The 22,092-nt window shown below is 44.4% G+C and carries 18 protein-coding genes; 9 read left to right on the forward strand and 9 right to left on the reverse strand.

The window, feature by feature from the left end; genetic code table 11:
* The first annotated feature begins 207 nt into the window (after positions 1-207).
* The 3 genes from AC3CKG_RS08085 to AC3CKG_RS08095 all read left to right on the forward strand — a co-directional run bounded on the left by AC3CKG_RS08085 (position 208) and on the right by AC3CKG_RS08095 (position 2,612).
* Entirely contained in the window at positions 208-588 is a 381-nt protein-coding gene (locus tag AC3CKG_RS08085; RefSeq protein WP_017112053.1) for a RidA family protein, read from the forward strand.
* Positions 589-614: 26 nt separating this feature from the next.
* Positions 615-1,889 (forward strand): L-cysteine desulfidase family protein, encoded by a 1,275-nt coding sequence (locus AC3CKG_RS08090; protein ID WP_488529197.1) that lies wholly within the window; start codon positions 615-617, stop codon positions 1,887-1,889.
* Between the two features lie 75 nt (positions 1,890-1,964).
* Positions 1,965-2,612 carry a helix-turn-helix transcriptional regulator gene (locus AC3CKG_RS08095; RefSeq protein WP_017112055.1) on the forward strand — a complete coding sequence of 216 codons (648 nt, stop codon included), beginning with the start codon at positions 1,965-1,967 and terminating at the stop codon, positions 2,610-2,612.
* Positions 2,613-2,640: 28 nt separating this feature from the next.
* On the opposite strand, the gene AC3CKG_RS08100 is transcribed toward AC3CKG_RS08095, so the two are convergent.
* Positions 2,641-3,438, reverse strand: coding sequence for a sterol desaturase family protein (locus AC3CKG_RS08100; protein WP_488529198.1), 798 nt, complete (start codon positions 3,436-3,438; stop codon positions 2,641-2,643).
* Positions 3,439-3,506: 68 nt separating this feature from the next.
* Between AC3CKG_RS08100 and AC3CKG_RS08105 the strand changes: the two genes are divergently transcribed.
* Positions 3,507-4,253, forward strand: coding sequence for a tRNA-uridine aminocarboxypropyltransferase (locus tag AC3CKG_RS08105; protein WP_076672039.1), 747 nt, complete (start codon positions 3,507-3,509; stop codon positions 4,251-4,253).
* Between the two features lie 163 nt (positions 4,254-4,416).
* Positions 4,417-5,325, forward strand: a complete 909-nt coding sequence (gene nagK / locus AC3CKG_RS08110) for an N-acetylglucosamine kinase (RefSeq protein WP_017112058.1) — start codon at positions 4,417-4,419, stop codon at positions 5,323-5,325.
* A gap of 151 nt (positions 5,326-5,476) precedes the next feature.
* Here the strand turns inward: nagK and AC3CKG_RS08115 are convergent, their stop codons facing one another.
* The 6 genes from AC3CKG_RS08115 to AC3CKG_RS08140 all read right to left on the reverse strand — a co-directional run bounded on the left by AC3CKG_RS08115 (position 5,477) and on the right by AC3CKG_RS08140 (position 10,803).
* Positions 5,477-5,743: a DUF2960 family protein gene (locus AC3CKG_RS08115; RefSeq protein ID WP_004733780.1), complete on the reverse strand. Its 267-nt coding sequence runs from the start codon at positions 5,741-5,743 to the stop codon at positions 5,477-5,479.
* A 297-nt stretch (positions 5,744-6,040) separates the two neighbouring features.
* On the reverse strand, positions 6,041-7,858 hold the full coding sequence (locus AC3CKG_RS08120) for a bifunctional molybdopterin-guanine dinucleotide biosynthesis adaptor protein MobB/molybdopterin molybdotransferase MoeA (RefSeq protein WP_488529199.1): 1,818 nt from the start codon (positions 7,856-7,858) through the stop codon (positions 6,041-6,043).
* On the reverse strand, positions 7,858-8,442 hold the full coding sequence (gene mobA / locus AC3CKG_RS08125; protein ID WP_102327415.1) for a molybdenum cofactor guanylyltransferase MobA: 585 nt from the start codon (positions 8,440-8,442) through the stop codon (positions 7,858-7,860). The genes AC3CKG_RS08120 and mobA overlap by 1 nt, the downstream gene beginning before the upstream one ends.
* On the reverse strand, positions 8,420-9,139 hold the full coding sequence (locus AC3CKG_RS08130) for an energy-coupling factor ABC transporter ATP-binding protein (protein WP_009846743.1): 720 nt from the start codon (positions 9,137-9,139) through the stop codon (positions 8,420-8,422). Before AC3CKG_RS08130 ends, mobA begins: the two co-directional genes overlap by 23 nt.
* 10 nt (positions 9,140-9,149) lie before the next feature.
* Positions 9,150-9,848, reverse strand: coding sequence for an ABC transporter permease (locus AC3CKG_RS08135; RefSeq protein ID WP_017107083.1), 699 nt, complete (start codon positions 9,846-9,848; stop codon positions 9,150-9,152).
* A 148-nt stretch (positions 9,849-9,996) separates the two neighbouring features.
* On the reverse strand, positions 9,997-10,803 hold the full coding sequence (locus AC3CKG_RS08140) for an ABC transporter substrate-binding protein (RefSeq protein ID WP_102268003.1): 807 nt from the start codon (positions 10,801-10,803) through the stop codon (positions 9,997-9,999).
* A gap of 302 nt (positions 10,804-11,105) precedes the next feature.
* Between AC3CKG_RS08140 and AC3CKG_RS08145 the strand changes: the two genes are divergently transcribed.
* The 3 genes from AC3CKG_RS08145 to AC3CKG_RS08155 all read left to right on the forward strand — a co-directional run bounded on the left by AC3CKG_RS08145 (position 11,106) and on the right by AC3CKG_RS08155 (position 16,491).
* Positions 11,106-12,569 carry a sigma-54-dependent transcriptional regulator gene (locus tag AC3CKG_RS08145; RefSeq protein WP_488529200.1) on the forward strand — a complete coding sequence of 488 codons (1,464 nt, stop codon included), beginning with the start codon at positions 11,106-11,108 and terminating at the stop codon, positions 12,567-12,569.
* The gene (locus AC3CKG_RS08150; protein ID WP_488529201.1) at positions 12,559-14,586 is read left to right on the forward strand and encodes a sensor histidine kinase; all 2,028 of its coding nucleotides are present in this window, start codon (positions 12,559-12,561) and stop codon (positions 14,584-14,586) included. The genes AC3CKG_RS08145 and AC3CKG_RS08150 overlap by 11 nt, the downstream gene beginning before the upstream one ends.
* Before the next feature lie 285 nt (positions 14,587-14,871).
* Positions 14,872-16,491: a methyl-accepting chemotaxis protein gene (locus AC3CKG_RS08155; protein WP_065103426.1), complete on the forward strand. Its 1,620-nt coding sequence runs from the start codon at positions 14,872-14,874 to the stop codon at positions 16,489-16,491.
* Between the two features lie 140 nt (positions 16,492-16,631).
* On the opposite strand, the gene AC3CKG_RS08160 is transcribed toward AC3CKG_RS08155, so the two are convergent.
* Both AC3CKG_RS08160 and AC3CKG_RS08165 read right to left on the reverse strand, forming a co-directional pair.
* Entirely contained in the window at positions 16,632-17,519 is an 888-nt protein-coding gene (locus AC3CKG_RS08160) for a mechanosensitive ion channel family protein (protein WP_017112066.1), read from the reverse strand.
* Between the two features lies 1 nt (position 17,520).
* Positions 17,521-19,866: an ATP-binding protein gene (locus AC3CKG_RS08165; RefSeq protein ID WP_017112067.1), complete on the reverse strand. Its 2,346-nt coding sequence runs from the start codon at positions 19,864-19,866 to the stop codon at positions 17,521-17,523.
* Between the two features lie 460 nt (positions 19,867-20,326).
* On the opposite strand from AC3CKG_RS08165, the gene AC3CKG_RS08170 reads away from it, so the two are divergent.
* Positions 20,327-21,910: an ABC-F family ATPase gene (locus tag AC3CKG_RS08170; RefSeq protein ID WP_017107090.1), complete on the forward strand. Its 1,584-nt coding sequence runs from the start codon at positions 20,327-20,329 to the stop codon at positions 21,908-21,910.
* The last annotated feature ends 182 nt before the right edge of the window (positions 21,911-22,092 follow it).

Here is a 22,092-nt window from a genome sequence, read left to right on the forward strand (position 1 = left end):
TTATTTGATTTAGATCGGTATTACGACTTCGATAGAAAAAGGGCTAACGCTTAAGTTATTCAAATTCAGTCACTTACATTAACTTCCATTTTTGAGATCTTTGATTGACGGTATTTTAAGGTAAATATTGCAACTATTTTTGCACTTTGGTTATTTCAGTGTTTAAAATGTAGTTGAAATATTTAGTAACCCAGAACAGGAATAATCATGAAAGAAGTCATCACAGCAGACAGAGCACCAGAAGCTATCGGTCCATACTCACACGGCAACGCATTTGGAAACCTCGTTTTCACATCAGGTCAATTACCAGTGTGCAGAGAAAAAGGTGGTGTCGTAGAAGGTGGTGTGAGTGAACAATCTCGTCAATCGTTACTAAACCTTCAATATGTATTACAAGCGGCGGGCAGTGACCTAGACGCGGTACTAAAAACAACGTGTTACTTATCAGACATTAATGATTTCGCGGCTTTCAATGAAGTCTATAAAGAGTTCTTTGAAACGGATTGTCCTGCTCGTAGCTGCTTTGCAGTGAAGGATCTTCCTTTAGGCGTGAAAATCGAAATTGAAGCGATTGCTGGTCGTAAATAATCGAAGAATAGTGTGAGGTCCTTACTATGAAACAACAATGGCAACAGTATAAAGAGATTTTAAATACCGTCGTTAAACCGGCTCTTGGTTGCACAGAGCCCATCTCCGCAGCTTACGCTTGTTCAGTCGCGGCCAAGATGCTGGTGGGTACACCCGACAAAGTTCGCGTGTATGTGTCGGATAATTTATACAAAAACTCGATGGGCGTGTTTGTTCCGGGAACAGGAAAAATCGGTTTACCCATTGCTGCTGCTGTTGGTGCAATTGGTGGGGATCCACACGCTGGTTTAGAGGTTTTGGCTAAGATCACCGCACAAGATGTCGATAAAGCTCAAGCGCTTATTGATGCAGGGCAGGTGAGCGCACATCGAAAAGACGTAGATGAATTCATCTATTGCTGTGCTGAAGTTGAATCTGAAGGTCAAATAGCTATCGTTGAAATCAGCGGCGGTCATACTCAGATCATTAAAAAAACGTTAAATGGTACGGTTTTATTCAGTCAAGATTGTGACCAAACGGTGTCAACCGGATCGATTTGTGATGGTATCGATATTGATATCGGCGGTATCTACAATTACGCCACTGGCGCTGAATTTGAAGACATTCAGTTTATTCTAGAGGCGTCAGAACTCAACAGTAAGTTGTCACAAGAAGGGTTAGCACATGCATACGGGCTTGAAGTTGGCCGTACCATGGAACAAGGTATCCAATTAGGCCTGATGACCGAAGATCTGATGAATAAACTCATCATGCAAACTGCCGCCGCGTCCGACGCTCGTATGGGCGGGGCAACCTTGCCTGCAATGAGTAATTTCGGTAGTGGTAATCAAGGGATCGCTGCAACAATTCCTGTTGCAATTATCGCCGAGCATTTTAAGTCGTCTCAAGAACAATTGGCACGAGCGCTTATCATGAGTCACCTTGGTGCGATTTATATCAAATCATACTATCCACCGCTTTCTGCTTTTTGTGGTAATACGGTAACCAGTGCAGCGGCGGCAATGGCGATGGTGTATCTTGCGAAAGGTTCTTTCGAACAGAGCTGTTACGCAATTCAGAATGTACTAAGTGATTGTTCTGGAATGGTTTGTGATGGTGCTAAGTCGACATGTGCGATGAAGGTGAAAACCTCAACCAGTGCAGCGGCTAACGGATTCTTAATGGCGATGCGCTGTAATGAAGCCCACAACCAAGGCATTGTAGCTGATGATGTCGAGACCAGTATTCGCAATATTGGAAAATTGGTTACCGCGGGTATGAGTGTTACAGACTCAACGATTATTGATATAATGTCTGCGTAATCAAACGTTTTAGAATAAAACAAACCGCTTGGTATTTTTACTTAGCGGTTTTTTCGCCAGAAGAGGAAGGACTCAGTGTTTGAATTAGCTCAAAGTGATTATGATATTTTGCACTCAATCGAAAACATCGTTGACGGGATTGCTGCAATGTATGGCGAGCATACGGAAGTGTTATTGCACAGTTTAGATGTTCGCAACCCTTCGATTATCAAAATCGCGAACAGTCATGTCACGGGTCGAGACGTAGGCGCACCTATTACCAACTTAGCGCTGATGAAGCTTACACAAGGTAAAGATGTGTCGGGCGCGTATATGACAAAATGTCCCGATGGCAAAACCTTACGTTCAATGACGACGATAATTCGAAATCCTCAACAGAAAGCCATTGGTTTGTTATGTATCAACACCAACCTCGATGCGCCATTCCAAGAGGTGATGCATTCACTCGTTCCTTGTTTGCTTCCACACTTAGAAAGACCTCAAACCACGCCTGAAACCTTTGCTCGCAGTAATGAAGAGATGATGCACAGTTCGATTGAAACCGTGCGAGAACAGGTGACGAGTGATCCTGAAATAGCGCCATCGAAGAAGAGTCGTGAGATTGTGACTCGATTGCATGAAATGGGCATTTTCGATTTGAAAGACAGTGCGCAAATAGCAGCAAAAGGGCTCGATATCTCTATCCACACCATTTACCGCTATCTACGTGAGTTAAAAGCGTAACGTTTGGTTCGTGTTTGTTGTCTAGTTTTTAACTTTTCTGGTTGTATCTAAATGGCTGGGTGATCAGTTTATCCAGCCTCTGTTCCTTTCCATCTTGTATCTCTGGCACGCCGATATGAACGTTCTCATGACCAAGCTTGGGCTGGTCACGATACGTCCTAAACCAGATATCCCACACCGATAAGAAGAAACCAAAGTTTGAGTATGTTTCTTTAACAATGACTGAGTGGTGGACGCGATGCATGTCTGGCGTAACGATCGCTTTTCTTAATCGTTTATCAAACCACAACGGAAGGCGTGCATTACTGTGGTTAAACATGGCACTGGCATTCAACACAATTTCGAAGATGACAACAGCGATCACTGGAACACCCAGTGCTATGACCAAGCTCACTTTAATCAGCATTGAAAGAATCATTTCTATTGGGTGAAAGCGGGTGCCCGTTGTAACATCGATATCAAGATCAGCGTGATGTACTCGGTGCAGCTTCCAAAGCCAAGGAACGCGGTGAAACACCAAGTGCTGTAGGTAAATGGCACAATCCAAGAGCAATACACAAATCAGAATACTGAGTTCTTTGGGAAGTGACAGGGTATTGAACAAACCCCAATGGTTTTCTTGTGCGATAACCGCCGCTTGGAACGCTGCGATAGGGATTAACGTCGCTAACAGAAAGCTATTCAGAGCGACTAAAGCAAAGTTGTTTCCCCAACGAAACCATTTACTCTGAGTCAGCGTTTTACGTGGAAAGCGGTACTCCCAAAGCGCACATAATCCAAAAACGACAATAAAACAAACAAGGCGAAGCAGGGATGGGTCTTGCATGGGAATTCCTTCTATCATTCTAGGGTCACTGTAAGTACAATCGTGCCACTTTTCTAGATTTATCGTTATTGTCCATGAGAATCCACGCTTTTCACCGTTTATACCAACACCGTTTATCCATTGCTACTAAGCCGTTTAATGCGCGCGGGTGTAAAGTAGTGCGATGTGAGTTCTGTAAAATAAAACAAGACAGCTGTATCTGCGAGCATCAACCTAACATTGATACGAACGTCGCGACTATGTTGATCTTGTCAGACAACGAAATCTTAAAACCAAGTAACACCGGTCGTTTGATTGTTGATACGGTAAAAGACAGTTACGCCTACCTTTGGCATCGTACTGAACCAAATCAAGAGATGTTGGATGTTCTAAAAGACGACAAATACCAACCTGTGATCGTGTTTCCTGAAGACTATACCGACGACAAAACACGCGTGGTTCAAGACCTGCCACAAATGCGTGACCCAAACAAAACACTATTGCTGATTTTCATTGATGGCAGCTGGCGCGAAGCGCGACGTATCTTCCGTCGTTCAGAGTATCTGCAAGACTTACCTGTGCTGTCGATTGAGCCTGAATCGGTTTCTCAATACATGATGCGTAAGTCAGACAACGAACAACACCTTTCTACTGCCGAAGTCGCGAGCTTAGTATTAAAACAAGCGGGTGAAGAGCAGGGCGCGAAGACTTTACAACTATGGTTTGAAGCATTTCGTGAAAGCTACATGCTAAGTAAGACGCGTTATAAGTCCGATCCGACCAAACCAAGTCTGAACGCTTTCATAGAGCACACCAAAAGTGAGACGTCACTCTAACCTTTAACCGCTTTGTGCTGACTTGTTGTTCAAACAGACTCGATCACGAGATAAGTTTGTTATCTATCACGGTTTGTAGGGGGAGTGTTATGGATAATGCTCCTTAGTTGTTTAATTTAAAAATTTTATTTGCCCTAATTTAGGGAAAAATTGGAGAGATTTCATGTATTACGGCTTCGATGTTGGCGGCACAAAAATTGAGTTTGGTGCATTCAATGAGAAACTTGAGCGAGTAGCAACAGAACGTGTTCCAACACCAACAGACGATTATCAATTACTGCTTGATACGATTGCTGGTTTAGTTAAAAAATACGACAGCGAATTCTCTTGCGAAGGCAAAATTGGCCTTGGTCTTCCTGGCATGGAAAACGCAGACGACGGCACAATGCTGGTTGTTAACGTACCGGCTTCAACAGGTAAGCCACTGCGTAAAGATTTAGAAGCGCTTATTGGTCGTAGTGTAAAAATCGAGAATGATGCGAACTGTTTTGCGCTTTCAGAAGCATGGGATGATGAACTTAAAGATGAACCATCAGTTGCTGGCCTAATTCTAGGTACTGGCTTCGGTGGTGGTTTAGTTTATGAAGGCAAAGTGTTCTCTGGTCGTAACCACGTTGCAGGCGAGTTAGGCCATATGCGTCTTCCTATTGATGCATGGTTCCACCTTGGCGACAACGCGCCGCTATTAGGTTGTGGTTGTGGTAAAAAAGGTTGTTTAGACAGCTACTTATCTGGTCGTGGCTTCGAATTGATTTATGAGCACTACTTCGGTGAGAAGAAGAAAGCGATTGAAATCATCCAAGCGTACAACGAAGGTGAAGCAAAAGCGGCTGAGCACGTAGATCGCTTTATGGAGCTATTGGCTATCTGTTTTGCGAACCTGTTTACGGGTCTTGACCCACATGTTGTTGCACTGGGTGGTGGTCTTTCAAACTTCGAACTTATCTACGAAGAAATGCCAAAGCGCATACCTAAGTACCTACTGTCTGTAGCGAAGTGTCCTAAGATCATCAAAGCGAAACACGGTGATTCAGGCGGTGTTCGTGGCGCTGCATTCCTTAACATTAAGTAATCACAACTTAACGTTCAGCTAGTTAAAAACACAAATAAAAATGCCGCAATCTCGAAAGAGGTTGCGGCATTTTTTATTGTTCAGTGTTTTCGTTTCTGTAAGGCTAAACGAAAAGCTAGAAGCTACATATCAAGAAAAAGAGCCAGAGGGCTTACTTCTTCTTTTTACCAACGCCAAGGTTGTCTTTTTGTTTCAATGTAAGCTTAGTGAAGCCTAGCTTACGGAAATAGTTGTCTTGGTAGTTACGAACCGCTTTAGTATCAGAAATAAACTCAAGCTGTTGCTCAGTTTTTAGATACTCAGTGATGTCGATACCTTCAGCTGCAGCTACAGCTTCTTGGATCGTGCGGTGTTCTTGTTTCGAAAACAGTAACTCTTTGTCTTCGTCTTTGTAAGTGTACAGAATGGTACGAGCCATGATGCTCTCCAATAGAATTATTACTTTGCGCGCACTCTACATAAAAACAGTACGTGGCTCAAGGTTATGATAAAAAATCTTAAGATTATCGTTCTTCAAGCTTATTGCTATTTAAGCTTTCTGTCTTTTGAGGAACGAACAGGTTGTCTTTTACGAAACGAAAAGAAAGCCCCATAACATCGAAAGCTCGATAGAAGGGGCTTCATCTATGTTCTGGCGAAGATCTTCCAAATCAATCAAAAAGCTTCTAAGTCAATTAAAAAGCTGCTAGGTCAATTCAGGTCATTGAACCTTCAATTAAACACGACCTTGAAGTGGAATTATCGTTACTGTCTCGCCAACTTTCACGGTATCAACCGCTGGCGAGATTTCGATTAAGCAGTTCGCTTCGCTCATTGAACGTAGAATACCTGAACCTTGCTTACCGGTTGTTTTCACTTCAAGTACGCCTGATTCGTTCATTGAGAACACACCACGGCTGAACTCAGTACGACCTTGACGAGAACGTAATTGCTCAGTTGCTATCGCGTTCGCTTTCACTGGTGTCCAGTTAGTTTGACCTTGTAGCTTGCGGATCGCGGGTTCTACAAAGTTAATGAACGACACCATCACGGCTACTGGGTTGCCAGGTAAACCGAAGAAAGGTTTGTCTTCAATTTTGCCGTAAGCAAGAGGGCGACCTGGACGCATGTTGATACGCCAGAAGTTAATCTCACCCAACTTATCTAACGCGAGTTTGATGTAGTCAGCATCACCAACAGACACGCCACCTGAAGTCAGAACCATGTCGGTCTCTAACGACGCAGCATGAAGTACATCCATCATCTTTTGTTCGTCATCTTCGATAATGCCGTAATCAACGATGTCGCAGCCTAGCTTTTGAAGCATACCGATAATAGTAAAACGGTTCGAGTCATAGATAGAGTTCGGCTTCTGCTCACTACCTGGTGCTTGAACTTCATCACCCGTAGAGAACACACCGACTTTAACTTTACGTAAAACAGGGCAGTTGCCAAAACCTAGTGACGCCATCATGCCCATTTCTGGTGCTTCGATACGTGTGCCACGAGTAAAGACAGGTTGGCCGATTTCTAAATCTTCGCCCGCCATACGGACATTTTGTCCAACCGAGATTTTAGCGTCAGGGAAGCTAACTGTGTCGCCTTCTTGAACGGCTTGTTCGCGCATCACGACGACATCAACGCCTTCTGGCATTGGAGCGCCCGTCATGATCTTAACGGCTTCACCTTGTTGAACGGTTTGCTCGTAGCTGTGACCAGCCATGACTTCAGCAACGATGTTGTAGCTGTCCAATTCTAGGTCTTCGCTACGGATCGCATAGCCGTCCATTGCAGAGTTAGTATTCTGAGGTACGTTGATTGGTGAAATAACATCTTCAGCCAGCACACGCCCGTAGCCTTGTAGTAATTCAACACTCTCAGTTAGGTCGAGCGCATCAATACTATCGACGATCTTTTGCTGACCTTGCGTAACGCTTAGGCCAGCAGGAGAGAAGGAATCACAACACACAACAGGTGAGTCGTCTTTTGAAGATGAACACGACGCTGTTTTGCTTGTTGTCGATGAAGGGTCGAATGACTGAGCATACTCGATGATGAAATCACGAATCGCTTCTAAGTCGCTGATCGCCATTTGTGGCAAGTCTGATTCAACTTGGCTGTCTGCAGCAATCGCAATAATGTTGTCATCGTTTGGATACAACCAAGGTTTACCTACTTCGTCTCTGTGCAGTTCAATTTTTGGGAAGGCAATGTTCTTGCAGCCTTCAACCAGAATCAAGTCCAGTGTGTTGGTATCGAAACGTGTCAGTAGGTAATCAAAATCAGCTTCGGCTTCTGGCGTTTCTGTCATCATCACGTGACGATTACGCGAAGCGATCAGCATTTGATTGGCTCCAGCCTTACGTAGGCGGTAGCTATCTTTGCCTGGCTTATCGACATCGAAATCGTGGTGAGCGTGTTTAAGAACACCCACTTTTAAACCCGCATTCGTCAGCAGAGGCAACAACGCTTCAAGTACGGTTGTTTTGCCTGTGCCGCTGTAAGCAGCAAAGCCCAATAAAGGAAGGTTAGGGCGTTGTTTTGAATCTTTCATTATTGAAGCGTTCCAAATTGGGTGAGTTCTTCTGGCGTATTGAGATTAACAAAGCAGTTCGGCGCGTCGCTAAAGTCGACGTACTCAGTCACACACTCTTTGTACAACAAGATGATCTTTCGGTCGCCACGCTCTAAAAACGCTTCTAACTTTGGCAGAACACGTTTGTGGAACAGGGTGAATACAGGTTGCTTAAATTCGCCATCGTGAGCCACAAGAATGTCGCTGTCTTCTTTTACTGCTGCACAAAAACGCTCAACAAGGTCGTCACTGATTTGAGGGCTGTCGCAAGGAACAAAGCCTACCCAATCTGTGATCGCGTTTTTAAGGCCAGCGTGAATCCCACCCAAAGGGCCTGGGTAGTCAGGGAAAGAATCGGAAACAACCGGTGCAAATGCTTGGTAACTGTCTAGGTTACGGTTGGCATTGATGGTAATGCTGACATCTTGTTGAGACAGCTTGTCTATAACGTATTGAATAAGCGGAGAACCGTTGAGCTCAACGAGTCCTTTATCTTTTCCGCCCATACGGCTGGCTTGACCGCCAGCCAAAATAACCCAACTAGTTTGCGTTGGAAGCAGCATAAATATTCTCTTGTGCTTTGTTCTTTTTAATAACTTGAAGAAGCGGTGATTCGGTCAAAGTGTTGTCCTTGATCCACCACTGCTTCTTACATAAATCGGTTAACGCGTTAGTTTGGTGGCTAGTGATGACCAAACTCGCGCCTCTCTGAAGAAGATCTTCGGCCATAATGACCAATCTTTCAATAGATTCTTTGTCTAAAGAAGCACTTGGTTCGTCCATCAGCAAGATTGAAGGCTTGAGAATCCAAGCTCGTGCCATTGCCACGCGTTGACGCTCACCACCAGACAAAACAGAAATGTGCTCGTCTGCTAGGGTTTCTAAACCTACCATCCTCAACGCATTAATTATTTGAGCTCGCTTATCTTTTTGGCTCTCTTTGTTAAAGCGAATGCCATAAGCGACATTTTGGTACACAGAGCCATCAAAAAGGTAAGGGGTTTGGTGGAGATAGATGATGTCTTTAAATTTTAACCGAGGAAACAGGCTGTGTTGCCAGCTTTGTGTCGGAGACTGAATACGGCCAGAGCTCGGCTTGATCAATCCTGATAAGATTTTAAGTAGGGTCGTTTTGCCTACACCGTTATCGCCTTTGAGATAAATAGCATCGTTAGGGCCGATCGACAATTCAGGGATGTGGAACAAAACACGCTCTTTGTAGCGCATTGAAATTTGCTGCGTTGTTATTTTTATACTCATGACAGCGTTCCTAAGTTCTCAAGTAGCCTTTTCCTCTCACACTGGAAAGGAAAAAGTTAAGGGCTAATGCCAATGCTAATAAAACCATACCAAGTGCCACACCTTGAGCAAATGCGCCTTTGTGACTTTCCATAGCAATAGCCGTAGGGATATTTCGTGTCATTCCCATAATGTTGCCACCCACCATCATCGAACAACCAACTTCGGTCACGATACGTGAGAATGCAGCAATGGTGGCTGCCAACAGAGGGAATCGTGTTTCCCAAATTAAAGTACACGCGACTCGAGTGGTTGAGACTCCAAGGGTACGCGCTGTTTCTACTGCTCGGCGATCACTGGCTTGCAGCGCGCCATGCATCATAGCGACCAGAATTGGGAAACAGATCAGCATCTGACCGAGAATCATCGCCTTTTGCGTGAACAGCAATTGCCAGTCACCCAAAGGGCCAGAACGAGAGAGCATCATGTACATCAACAAGCCAATTACCACGGTCGGTATCGCTTGTAAGGTGTTGATCACCGAAAGCAACGCCCATTTACCGGGGAACTCGGTGTAAGCCAATAAGAAAGCCATGATGATTGCAGGAACAATCACCAATGAAATGGCGGACAATGAAACGCTGAAAGATACCGCGACGATTTTCCACAGTTCGTGGTCAAAACTCACCAGTAGATTCATTGCATCAAGCGTTGTTTGCCATAGGGTCATGAAGTATCTCGTTTAAAGCGACAATAAGTCTTAAAAAGTAATGCTGATATTTTGGTAATAGCTGACTTTGGATTAGCGAAACAGGGTGAGTCAGCTATTCATTCTTTTCGAGTTCACTATTCACCCTGTAAGAATAGTGCAATGACGACTATTCTGCGCTTGCAACAAACAGCTGCTTGCCGTGCAGTTTAAAGTCGTTAATCAGTTTCTGACCTTTAGGGTTAACCAACCAATCACTGAATACTTTCGCTGCTTGGTAGTTGATGGTCGGGTAGCGCTCTGGGTTAACAAGAATCACTTGGTAAGGGTTAAATAGGTTCTTGTCACCTTGGAAAAGGATTTTAAGATCCAATTTGTTTTGGTAAGCCAACCAAGTACCACGGTCTGTCATGGTGTAGCCTTGCATTTCAGACGCCATGTTTAGAGTAGGGCCCATACCTTGACCAACACTGCGGTAACCACCGAAGTTTGGTTCCATTTTGGTTTGTGCCCAGATACCCATCTCTTTCTTATGAGTACCAGAATCGTCACCACGAGAAACGAACGTCACGTTGTTCGTTGCAATCGCTTTGAACACATCAGCTACTGCTTTTTGAGATTCAATTTTCGCAGGATCATTTTGAGGGCCCACAATAACAAAGTCGTTATACATCAGTTTACGAGGTAGAACGCCGTAGCCTTGCTCAACGAAATTCGCTTCTGCTTTTGGTGCGTGCGTCATCACCAAATCGACATCGCCGTTCTCACCCATACGAAGTGATTTACCCGTACCTGCAGCTAGAACGTCAACTTTAATACCAGAGTCTTTTTCGAACTCAGGTAATAGGTAGTCTAGTAGGCCAGAGTGATACGTGCTTGTTGTTGTCGCAAGTTTGATGTGCGTGGTGTCTTCTGCGCTGCTAGCCGAGTAACTGACGATAGATAGAGCGGCAATAGTTAAGGGAATTGCTTTCATTATTATTATGTCCATTCTGTTATAAATGAATGACACGCCTTCAACTTCAAAGGGCTCAAAGAAGGTCATGTTCATGAGTGCTAATTTTTGTAATTAGAAATCATCACCTTATAAGCAATGTTAGTGCCAATAAATCATGCATCAGATCTCATTAAATTGCTGTTATTTCGAACGAAACTGCGTCATTTGACCCCATAAATTAAAACAAAACATGAGCTAGGACAAAATGTCGCACATTGACCCTGTTGCGTAAAAGGTTAATTGGTACACTCTGTCCCAACTTTCCCTATCGGCTGATCATTATGTCTTTACCTAGTTCAAGCGCTTCTAACCTCAACTCCAACACATTGACTCAATATCAGGCATTTTCTGTCTTGGTGGTCGACGATGAAATTGGTATGCAGGCTATTCTTAAGAAAGCACTAGGTAAGTATTTTGGCAAGGTATCCAGTGCCGGTTCGGTAGAAGAAGCTGAGGTTCTACGTTGCAACGAGCACTTCGATTTGATCGTGCTCGATATCAATCTCCCAGGTCGTTCTGGTATTGAATGGGAAGAGGTATTCAACGACGCTGACAAACGCGCCGACGTAATTTTCATGACAGGTTACGCTGATCTTGAAATGACCATATCTGCACTTAAGCTTGGGGCCTCTGATTTCATTTTGAAGCCTTTCAACTTAGAGCAGATGATAAAAGCAGTACTTCGCTGCATGGACAAGCGCCTAGATCAAAGAATGCAATACGCGTTGAAGCGCGATGTTAGCCGTCATATCAAAACGGAACTGATCGGCAACTCAGATAAAACCAAACAACTTAAGCAGCTCATCAGTCAATTCGCACCATCAAGAGCATCGGTGTTAATCGAAGGCGAGTCGGGAACGGGTAAAGAGTTGGTTGCTCGTGGCGTGCATGAAGCCAGTAAACGAACAGGGCCATTTGTGCCAATCAACTGTGGTGCGATAGCTCCTGAGCTTTTAGAAAGTGAATTGTTTGGCCATACGTCTGGTGCCTTTACTGGTGCTAAGAAAAATAGAGAAGGCCTGTTTAGAGTCGCAAGTGGCGGCACACTGTTCCTTGATGAAATCGGTGAGATGCCACTGCCAATGCAAGCGGCGCTCTTACGCGTTTTAGAACAACGAACGATTCGACCTGTTGGCAGTGAGAAAGAGATTGCTGTCGATGTACGTGTGGTTGCGGCGACAAACCGTAATCTTCAAGAAGAGGTCGATAAAGGACACTTCCGTCGTGATCTGTTTTACCGACTTAATGTTCTTAAGATTGACGTTGTCCCCCTAAGAGAACGTCCGTCCGATCTTATTGAGCTCGTTCCTTACTTTACCCGTTTACTATCGAGCGAGCTTTGTGTACCGGTTCCAAACTGGGCGCATGAAGACATTTTGGCAATGAACGAATACGAATGGCCGGGGAATATCCGTGAACTTAAAAACTTAGTTGAACGTTGCATCTTATTAGATAAGCCACCAGCACATTATTGGCGTGAGATTAACGGTGATCCAGCACCCACCAGCATTTCGGTGACAGTGTCACATGGTGCTGAGTTACCTAATTTGGATAACAATGATGCCGTTGAAGGTTACCCAAACAATTGGACACTCAAAGATGTTGAGAAAGCACATATAGAACAGTTGGTGAGTTTTCATGATGGGAACAAGTCAGCAGCGTCTCGGGATCTTGGCGTTGCTCGTAAAACGTTAGAGCGTAAATACAAAGAATGGAATACAGAAGGCTCTGAATATGCCGATTAGACGTCATTGGTGGTCAAAGTGGGCGTTCCGATTCAAAACCATGGTGCGGTACCGTCTGTTATTTTTAACGTCGGCTCCGATCATCTTAACTCTATGTGCTCTGGTTGCGATCACTTTGTATTGGTCTGTTCACTACACATGGCAGGGCGCATTGATTGATGTTGATGAGCGGTTGGATGTTGCAGACAACAGTATTCAACTGATTCAAAGCCAACAGGCCTATAACGTTCAAGCCTTTGCTGAGTCTTACAACTTCCGAATCAAACTCAAGAGTGATATTTCAAAAAAAGAGCTCACACGTTGGGTTTCAGAAAACAAATCTCGCTATGAACTCGATTTTCTGCGCTGGCGTAGCGTCGAGAGCATGGAGAAAAAACTTGAATACCTCAACCTGACACACAAAGCGTCGTTCTTTAGTGTATTAAGCCAAAGCGAGCTCAACGATTTAGACCAAAATCTTGCAAGGCAAGCCGAAGTTCCAATGCTTAATAGCCGAAATGTTGAATCTCGTGGTTTGGTTAGCCGCACCGTTGTGTCGATTCGAGACAGTAATGATCACGTCATTGGTTTTCTTGATGGCGGGATCTTACTTAACAACAGCACGCAGTTAGTTGATCAGATCAGCAACCTAATTTATCCGCAACGCGATGGTTTCAATCGTCGTATCGGTACTGTCACGGTTTTCCTTGATGACCTACGTGTGAGCACGAATGTACCGCTGAGCAGTGAAGAGAGTGCAGGGCGCGCAATCGGCACTCGTGTTTCGCATGAGGTTCACTCAAAAGTCTTGAATGAAGGCAAAGAGTGGTTGGATCGTGCTTACGTTTATGACGCTTGGTACATCACGGCATATCAACCGATTCATGACCAGTTCGATAACGTTATCGGCATGCTCTATACCGGTTATTTGATTTGGCCATTAGTGGAAACGTACTTAACCAATCTTGGTGAAATCAGCATTACCATTGTGCTGTTACTCTTGATCTCCGGTTGGATCGTTCACCGTGGCGCGCGTGATCTTTTCAACCCAATTGAACGCATCCATAAGGTCGTGAAGCTCGTCCAGATGGGGCAAGACAAGCGAATAGGTACACTTGGTTTAGATGATCAACACGAACTCACTTTGTTGGCTAAGCAATTCGACAAAATGTTAGATCTGCTCCACGAGCGTAATCAAGAAATTCAACAAGCGGCGTCTGAGCTCGAATGTAAGGTTCATTCTCGTACTGCCAGTTTGAAAGAGAAAACCGAAGAACTCGAACTTCATATCCAGCTTCTCAACCAAGCTAGAGATAAGCTGGTGGTCAATGAGAAATTAGCCGCATTAGGTGAGTTAACCGCAGGTATTGCCCATGAGATTAATAACCCAACGGCTGTGATTCTTGGCAATGTCGAGTTGATGAAGTTTGAGCTTGGTGACGAAGTGGCCCGTGTAGACGAGGAAGTCCACGCGATCATGGAGCAGATTGACCGAATCCGAAATATTACACGAAGCCTACTTCAATACAGCCGACATGGCGGCGTACAAGACGAAATCACTTGGCAACACATCAATCCAATCGTCGACGAGAGCATTACGCTTGTCAAAACAGGCGCTAAGAAGAAAGGCATTGTGTATGTTTCGCAACTGCACGCAAAAACGTCTGTCGAAGTGAACCGCAACCAATTGCTACAGATTCTGGTTAACCTACAGATGAACGCGATTCACGCGATGGACGGAAAGGGCACATTGACTATTTCAAGTGAAGACTGGGTTGAAAATGGCGTGTCTCATGGGGCTATTGTTCATGTTGAAGACGAAGGCTGTGGTATCAAAGAAGAGCAACTAAAACGTATTTTCTCGCCTTTCTATACCACCAAACGCGACGGTACAGGTTTAGGTTTGTCGGTATCTCAAAGTATCTTGAGCCAAACGGGTGGCGAAATACGTGTCGAGTCAGAAGTAGGTAGAGGAAGCCGCTTTAGTATCTACCTTCAACAAAAAGCGACACCACAGTTGTTGGTCTCAAACCTATAATTATTTAGCTTTAAGACCGAATCGAATCCAACCATATTATCACCCGATAATATTTCTACTGCGCTTGGGCTGTTACATGAACGTTTCAGCCCAAGCACGAAAATTCCGCACTACTAAACTATCGCCAATTAAATCTCAACCTCTGCCCGTTTGACGAGCACCTCCTTTTGGCTATGTAACATGGTGTATATCTTTCGATCTTGATGCATATCATCTGAACTGTACGAAATTTTGATAACTTGGTCGAAAATCCATAATCAAAACAAATAATAAAGTCAGTCAGCTATGAAATTAAGTAACTTATCTATCAAATCAAAACTCGTATCCATCGTCATTTTATCGGTTGTTCTATTGGTAATGGCATCCACTTTTAATCTAATGCAACAGCGCGCTAGCTCCATGGAAGAGCGCCAAGATAAACTCAGTGCACAAGTCGAAACAGCGGTCAGCCTAGCTCAACACTATTACGACCAACGAAACGTTCTTGGCGAAGAGACAGCAAAGAAACAAGCATTGCAAGCCATTGAAACGCTTCGCTATGACAGCACCAATTATTTTTGGATCTTAAACCAACAACTCAACATCATTAGTCATCCACTCAAGCCAGAACTCAATGGCAAAAATGCGGGTAACTTAAGAGATGGCGCAGGCAAGTATCACTGGCGTGAGATGGTGACCATTTCTCAAACAGCGCAACAGAAAGGCTTTCTTGACTACCAATGGAAGAGCCCAAATGGAGAGTTGAAAGACAAGATCTCATACGTACAACTGTTCCCTGAATGGAATTGGGTGCTAGGGTCTGGAATTTTGGTCGCTGATATTCAAGATGCGTTCTATGCGTTGGCGATTAAAGAAGGAATGGTTGCGGTTGTGTTGTCTGGCTTGTTGTTTGCGATGGGCTACGCGATATCCAATAACATCCTTGTGCCTCTCAATAAGCTTATCGATAACACCCATAAGATTGCCGATGGCGACCTTCGTGTACGTATGAATATGACGCGTAAAGATGAGCTAGGCGATATGAGCCAACAGATCGACACTATGCTCGATAAATTGCAAAGCACGCTACGTACTGCCAATGAATCTGCGGATCTGTCCAGTAACATGGCAAGCCACATTGCTCAAGCGAGTGAAGAGGCAGCGACCAGTGTCAATTCGCAACACGCTCAGCTTGAGTTATTGTCTACTGCGATGACAGAAATGAGCGCCACCATTTCTGATGTCGCGGTTAATGCAGAGAACACAGCGGCGAGTACCAATAAAGTCGTCGATCATGCCAATCAAAACGATAAGAACATGCAGGTCACGTCTAAGACGATCTCTCAAGTTTCAGAAAACATCTCTACGGCAAACGAGTTGGTAAGAGACCTACAATCCGGTGTTAGCGAAATAAGCCAAGTGGTCAGCGTGATCCGTGATGTATCAGAGCAAACTAACTTATTAGCACTCAACGCGGCGATAGAAGCGGCACGTGCGGGTGAACAAGGAAGAGGGTTCGCGGTTGTAGCAGACGAAGTTCGTAACCTTGCTAGTCGTACTCAGAACTCTACCAATGAAGTGCAATCGACAATTGAGAAACTCACTCAGCAAGCCGAGCGTACCTTTAAAGCGATGCAAAGCAGTAACGAGAAAGTGGATCACAGTGTCGTGGCCTCGAATGAAACACGCCAACAACTGGATGTGATTGTGAATGAATTACATAACGCCAACGACATGGTAGCTCAAATTGCAGCAGCCTCGGAGCAACAGAGCACGGTAGCAACCGAAATGAGTGAAAGTGTCACTGGGATTCATCTGGCGGCTAACGAAGTACTGCAAGCTTCACAGTCGCTCGCAGAAGACAGCCAGAAAATGGCCAACACCACAGAACACCTTACCGATCAGTTGAAGTACTTTAAGGTTTAATCCCAACCTAGGTTTGGCCGAGAAAAGCTAAGCTAAACCTCATAAAAAAACACCTCCGCACTTAAGACAAGTTCGGAGGTGTTTTTGTTTATAGATGACTAATTAGCTCATTTGCTTAGAGAGCGTTAAGCCAATCTCGATCAATGCGTTGCCACTGAAATTTTCGGTGGGTTAATGTTGTGCTTCTTAAACTCTTTCATCACACGCAACGTAATGTCAGTTTCAAATAACTTCTCATAAGCCGTATCGACCACATAAGCCTTACAAGTTAACTGTATTGCTAGATAGTTATCCGTAATCGTCTGTTTAACCAGAACCGTAACAGGCTTAGGCAAGTGGATATAACGGCTTGAAGACGCTGCCTCTTGAATTAGATCACGAGCGAGGGTGATGTCTTCGTCCATGCTGACATAGAAGGGGATCACCACTTGCATATCCAATGCGCCATAGTTACCGCTCGTCGTCACTTCATTCAAGAACTTGTTGTTCGGGATCGTGATGATGTCATCGTTCAGCGTTCTCATACGAACAGAACGTAAACCAATAGTGATAATGTCGCCGTAGTTACCTTCAAACGTGACACGGTCACCAACTTGAAAGGGTCTATCGATCATCACCGTGATACCAGCAATGAAAGAGGCCGCCAAGTCTTTAAGCGCAAAGCCAACGGACACAGCGAGGGTACCACCAATCAGAGCGAGTATTTGGTCGTTGATACGAAAGCTCATCATAAACACGATTAGACCCGTGCTCACATAGATGAAGAACTGCATAAACGACTGAAGCTTTTGCAGTAGCATTCGGTATTGTACAAATTGACTACCAAAACTCGTTACCAAGGAGTTGATAAATTTGAGCAATAGCCACATTGCGGCAATGACGATAGCGGAGAAAAATACGCCACTCCATCGTACTAAACTCGCAATCTTCGAGATGTTTTCTACATTGGCCAACTCTTCCGTCGCGAAGGTCGGAAAACTCACAGTAGTAGCAAGGCCAACAAGTAATAGGATAAATAATTTCTTCATGTTACTTCACCAATAGATGTTGACGGTCGAGAACGTTAGTAATGTGGCGGAACCAGTGATCGGAAATTTTTGCCTTCTCTTCACTCCAACCAATGTAACCTCGACTTTCGAAGTAGCGCAAAATACCCGTAATCTCAGCAATACTCAGTTGAGTACAGTCAGACAGAACTTCAGGAGAGGCTATCTCTAGCTGAACAATCGAGCGAAGCACGGCCAACATTGGTTTCGGCATGTTCTCTAACTCTTGCGCTTCAGGCACATGGAACAGCCGGACAACAGCTTGGTCGGTGTCTTTGTTTCTATTGAGAGATAAACGGAAGAAGCGCAGCGCAACTGTTGGGTTACCATCAGAGTAATGCCATAGAATTCGATAGAAGCCTTGGCGAGCACGTTCTTCTTCTGTCATCTCATCTTGGTCCCACTGTTTAGGGACTACCAAGCCATCAAACGACAACGGCTTTTCTAACTCGGTATTGATACGGCTTGTTAGTAGCTCGCCGATTTGCTTCTCAGTCCAACGAGGTAGGAAACACACGAAATCAAACAACAGACGCTCACCACGAGCTCTATCGACAAATCGCCAGCTTGATTTAGCAATCGACATCACTACACGGTGATTCTTTTTAGAACGGCGCAGTAAGTTGGTTAAGCGAATCAGATCAGACAATCCGCCAACCATCGGCTTAACAAGTCGTTGTGCGTTGTCGATCGCGATCAGATAAGTGGTTTCGCTTTTACGTAAGTGAGCCAGAATCTGAATTTCAGTCGCTTCTTCTTCTAATCCGATGCTTACAGCTAAGTGGCAAAGAAACTCTTTGTAACCAGCATAAGGGCAGCTAACGTAAATAGGTTCAGCGTTGGTGACTTTATGAAGTAGCGTGTAGAGCAGCGTTGTTGAACCCACACCACGCTCACCAGACACAATACAAATCGCTGGGCTGTCAGACATCAGATAACGGTTAAGTTGTTTAACTTCGTCGCCCGCATAGTCAATCAAGGTGCTATCGATTGAACCTGGCAGAACGTATTCAAAGGTTTGATCGCCTTTGATTCTCACGAGATTTTGTTGGTTCTTATCAAGGTCGGACTGTTTTGCGACTTCAATTCTAAATAGATAAGCAAGCGCCTGACTGAACAGGGTATAACCGGATAACAGCGCCATAATACGATGTTGGAAGGTATAAACGGATAGCCATACAATACCAATTGCGGTTGCCAGTATATTGAGAATAAATGTGTCTTGGCGATTCACAGCCCAGTTCACCCATACAGGGCGATCTGAAATATGTTGTAGCGCATCAAACACTTTTGCGCGCCATAGCCTCAATACTGAGATAGTCACAAGAACAAACCAGAAGAACAGCGCACTGTAGATCCAGCTGTAGATCGTGCCTTTACCTAGCGTACGAATCGAAATCTGCAGAATCACACCCGCGACAATGAAGCTCCATACGTAACGACGAATGGTCGAGAGCCGCAACGCAATCACTTCTTGGTTTGATGTACGACCTAATCGGTAAGCAAACTCAAGAATAAAGCTGATTGCTATCGAGCCACCGAGAATCCACCACGTAAAGATCTCGAGGAAAATCAAGTGTTGTAAGCTCGGTATGCTTGAGAGAATACGCAACGAAATAGTAATCGCGATTAACCACGCTATCGCGCGATGGGCACGACTCACGTACCAAATCAAACGCACCAAGAATGGAGGGTTCTGTTTCGCTTCTAAGAAATTAACTCGGAACAATTCAATCAGGCGCGTGCTGTTTGATAGCCACCACACTAAACCAAAGTAAATAAACAGCACTTTCAAAGACGCGCCAATCACAGGAACGGGTGAAATGAAGATGTCTTTTATCAACGCTTTGAAGCTACGAGTTTGGAAATACACCAAATATTCAACGTTGAGCTTAGTCAGTCGCCACTCTTGCTTAAACTGCGTGACACCATAAGGGCCAAAACCCGTTAGGCGCTCTTTGTTCGCGGTAGTCGTCTGCTCAAGTAAGTGCTGCTTACTCACATTTAAACTGTTTAATGTAACGTAGCTCGATTCAACGTCAAACCACAGATCCGCATCGCTGTTTTTTCGATAATCCAGAAGCTGTTGATCAAAGGTTGCGATTTGTTGGTTTTGAACACGAAGCACTTCAGCCAACAAAACATTGACCTTACGTTTGTCAGCCGCTTCCATAAACAGAGGGTCGGGGAGTGCATTAATCCGTTGATCCAGATCTTGGGCAATGTCAGACACCTGAGGACGTGACTGTAAGTCATATTCCAAGTTGGCATGACTAGGCCAAGAGATCATGGCCAAAGTGAACAATAAGAAGCGCGATAATGAACGCATAAAAGTCTCTTAGAATTATGAGGTTAGGATTACTATAGTTAGATAATGGTGCTTTGTGAAATCTAACCCTTTTTCGGGGGCGAGTACTTTATTCCTGTTTCTTTCATCTTTGTCATGAAATTGTCAGGGTTTAGGCTAGTATTTGAGCATCAACCAGCACAGTAAATAAATAGGGGAAAGTGGGTTAGGTTGTAACGATGCGCCGTGCGATATATTCAATTATCCGTGGGATTTAAGGCGTTATATAAACCCCATTATCGGCGGTTGTTCGCTATTTTGTATTTTCCTCATTGTGGCGTTTTAATGAACACAAAGAGAAAATCAAAAGTGTGAGTCAGCTCAAATTATGATTTGGCTAGGTTATCACTCACTTAATGGCCTGTAATTGCAATCAATACTTGAAGTTAAAGCCCCGAAGAAGTAACGTTGCGGCGTTTTTCACATTAAAAAGGTAAAGGCATTGATCTCCACAGCAAATATCACTCAACAATTCGGCGCTAAGCCACTTTTCGAAAATATTTCAGTTAAGTTCGGCGAAGGTAACCGTTACGGTTTAATCGGCGCGAATGGCTGTGGTAAATCGACGTTCATGAAGATCCTATCAGGTGAACTTGAACCAAGTGCTGGTAACGTAAGCTACGATCCAAACGAGCGCGTAGCTAAACTAAACCAAGACCAATTTGCTTACGAAGAATTCACGGTAATCGACACGGTTATCATGGGTCACAAAGAGCTTTGGGCTATTAAGCAAGAGCGTGACCGCATTTACTCTTTGCCTGAAATGAGCGAAGAAGACGGCATGAAGGTAGCTGACCTTGAAGTTCAGTTCGCTGAAATGGACGGTTACATGGCAGAAGCTAAAGCCGGTGAGCTTCTTCTTGCTGTAGGTATTGAAGAATCACTGCACTTCGGCCTAATGAGCGAAGTAGCACCGGGTTGGAAACTTCGTGTTCTATTGTCTCAAGTACTGTTTGCAGACCCGCATATCATGCTTCTTGACGAACCAACGAACAACCTGGACATGGACACCATCAAGTGGTTGGAAGATACGCTTAACCAACGTAACTGCACAATGATCATCATTTCGCATGACCGTCACTTCCTAAACTCAGTTTGTACACACATGGCTGACCTTGATTACGGCGCACTTCGTCTGTTCCCAGGTAACTACGATGAGTACATGACAGCAGCGACACAAGCTCGTGAACGTCTACTATCTGATAACGCTAAGAAGAAAGCACAAATTGCTGAACTTCAAACGTTCGTTTCTCGTTTCTCTGCTAACGCATCTAAAGCGAAACAAGCAACGTCTCGTGCTAAACAGATCGACAAGATTCAACTAGACGAAGTTAAAGCGTCTAGCCGTCAAAACCCATTCATCCGTTTCGAACAGTCTAAAGAACTATTCCGTAACGCACTTGTGGTTGAAAACCTAGCTCAAGGCTTTGAAGAAGACCTATACAACAAGTTCGATGCGATTTTCGAAGTTGGTGAGCGTGTTGCTATCATCGGTGAGAATGGCGTAGGTAAAACAACGCTTCTTAACACATTAGCGGGTGCTCTAGAAGCGCGCGAAGGTGAGTACAAGTGGTCTGAAAACTCAAACATCGGTTACTACGCTCAAGATCACGCACATGATTTTGAAAAAGACATGAACCTGTTTGATTGGATGAGCCAATGGCGTCAAGAAGGCGAAGACGAGCAGGTTGTTCGTGGCTTCCTAGGTCGTATGCTGTTTGGCCAAGACGACATCAAGAAGTCGGTAAAGGTTATCTCTGGTGGTGAGCAAGGTCGTATGCTTCTTGGCAAGATCATGATGCACAAACCAAACATCCTTCTAATGGATGAGCCAACGAACCACATGGATATGGAATCTATCGAAGCGCTTAACTTGGCTCTTGAGAACTACAAAGGCACATTGTTCTTCGTATCTCACGACCGCGTATTCGTAGACTCTCTAGCGACTCGTGTTCTTGAAATCAAAGACGGTAAGATCAACGACTTCCGTGGTACTTACGCTGAGTTCTTGAAAGCACGCGCTTAGTACACATTAAACATGATTACGTAATACAACGTTATTACGTATTCCTGATTAGAAAGGCCTCTATCTTATTAGCAAGATAGAGGCCTTTTGTTTATCTTCCTCTCGGTTTTTCATATCAGTTTTTTCATCGCAAATACGCCGAGCGGTGGTCTCAAATGCTTTTTGCTAATCAATACTTAAAC

It is taken from the genome of Vibrio sp. QJM3NY_15 (assembly GCF_057785995.1).

Bases quoted from the DNA above. Each gene is read 5' to 3' on its own strand.
- AC3CKG_RS08085 (WP_017112053.1), top strand. From the start codon at position 208: ATGAAAGAAGTCATCACAGCAGACAGAGCACCAGAAGCTATCGGTCCA.
- AC3CKG_RS08090 (WP_488529197.1), top strand. From the start codon at position 615: ATGAAACAACAATGGCAACAGTATAAAGAGATTTTAAATACCGTCGTT.
- AC3CKG_RS08100 (WP_488529198.1), bottom strand. From the start codon at position 3,438: ATGCAAGACCCATCCCTGCTTCGCCTTGTTTGTTTTATTGTCGTTTTT.
- nagK (WP_017112058.1), top strand. From the start codon at position 4,417: ATGTATTACGGCTTCGATGTTGGCGGCACAAAAATTGAGTTTGGTGCA.
- AC3CKG_RS08115 (WP_004733780.1), bottom strand. From the start codon at position 5,743: ATGGCTCGTACCATTCTGTACACTTACAAAGACGAAGACAAAGAGTTA.
- AC3CKG_RS08120 (WP_488529199.1), bottom strand. From the start codon at position 7,858: ATGAAAGATTCAAAACAACGCCCTAACCTTCCTTTATTGGGCTTTGCT.
- mobA (WP_102327415.1), bottom strand. From the start codon at position 8,442: ATGCTGCTTCCAACGCAAACTAGTTGGGTTATTTTGGCTGGCGGTCAA.
- AC3CKG_RS08130 (WP_009846743.1), bottom strand. From the start codon at position 9,139: ATGAGTATAAAAATAACAACGCAGCAAATTTCAATGCGCTACAAAGAG.
- AC3CKG_RS08135 (WP_017107083.1), bottom strand. From the start codon at position 9,848: ATGACCCTATGGCAAACAACGCTTGATGCAATGAATCTACTGGTGAGT.
- AC3CKG_RS08140 (WP_102268003.1), bottom strand. From the start codon at position 10,803: ATGAAAGCAATTCCCTTAACTATTGCCGCTCTATCTATCGTCAGTTAC.
- AC3CKG_RS08145 (WP_488529200.1), top strand. From the start codon at position 11,106: ATGTCTTTACCTAGTTCAAGCGCTTCTAACCTCAACTCCAACACATTG.
- AC3CKG_RS08150 (WP_488529201.1), top strand. From the start codon at position 12,559: ATGCCGATTAGACGTCATTGGTGGTCAAAGTGGGCGTTCCGATTCAAA.
- AC3CKG_RS08155 (WP_065103426.1), top strand. From the start codon at position 14,872: ATGAAATTAAGTAACTTATCTATCAAATCAAAACTCGTATCCATCGTC.
- AC3CKG_RS08160 (WP_017112066.1), bottom strand. From the start codon at position 17,519: ATGAAGAAATTATTTATCCTATTACTTGTTGGCCTTGCTACTACTGTG.
- AC3CKG_RS08165 (WP_017112067.1), bottom strand. From the start codon at position 19,866: ATGCGTTCATTATCGCGCTTCTTATTGTTCACTTTGGCCATGATCTCT.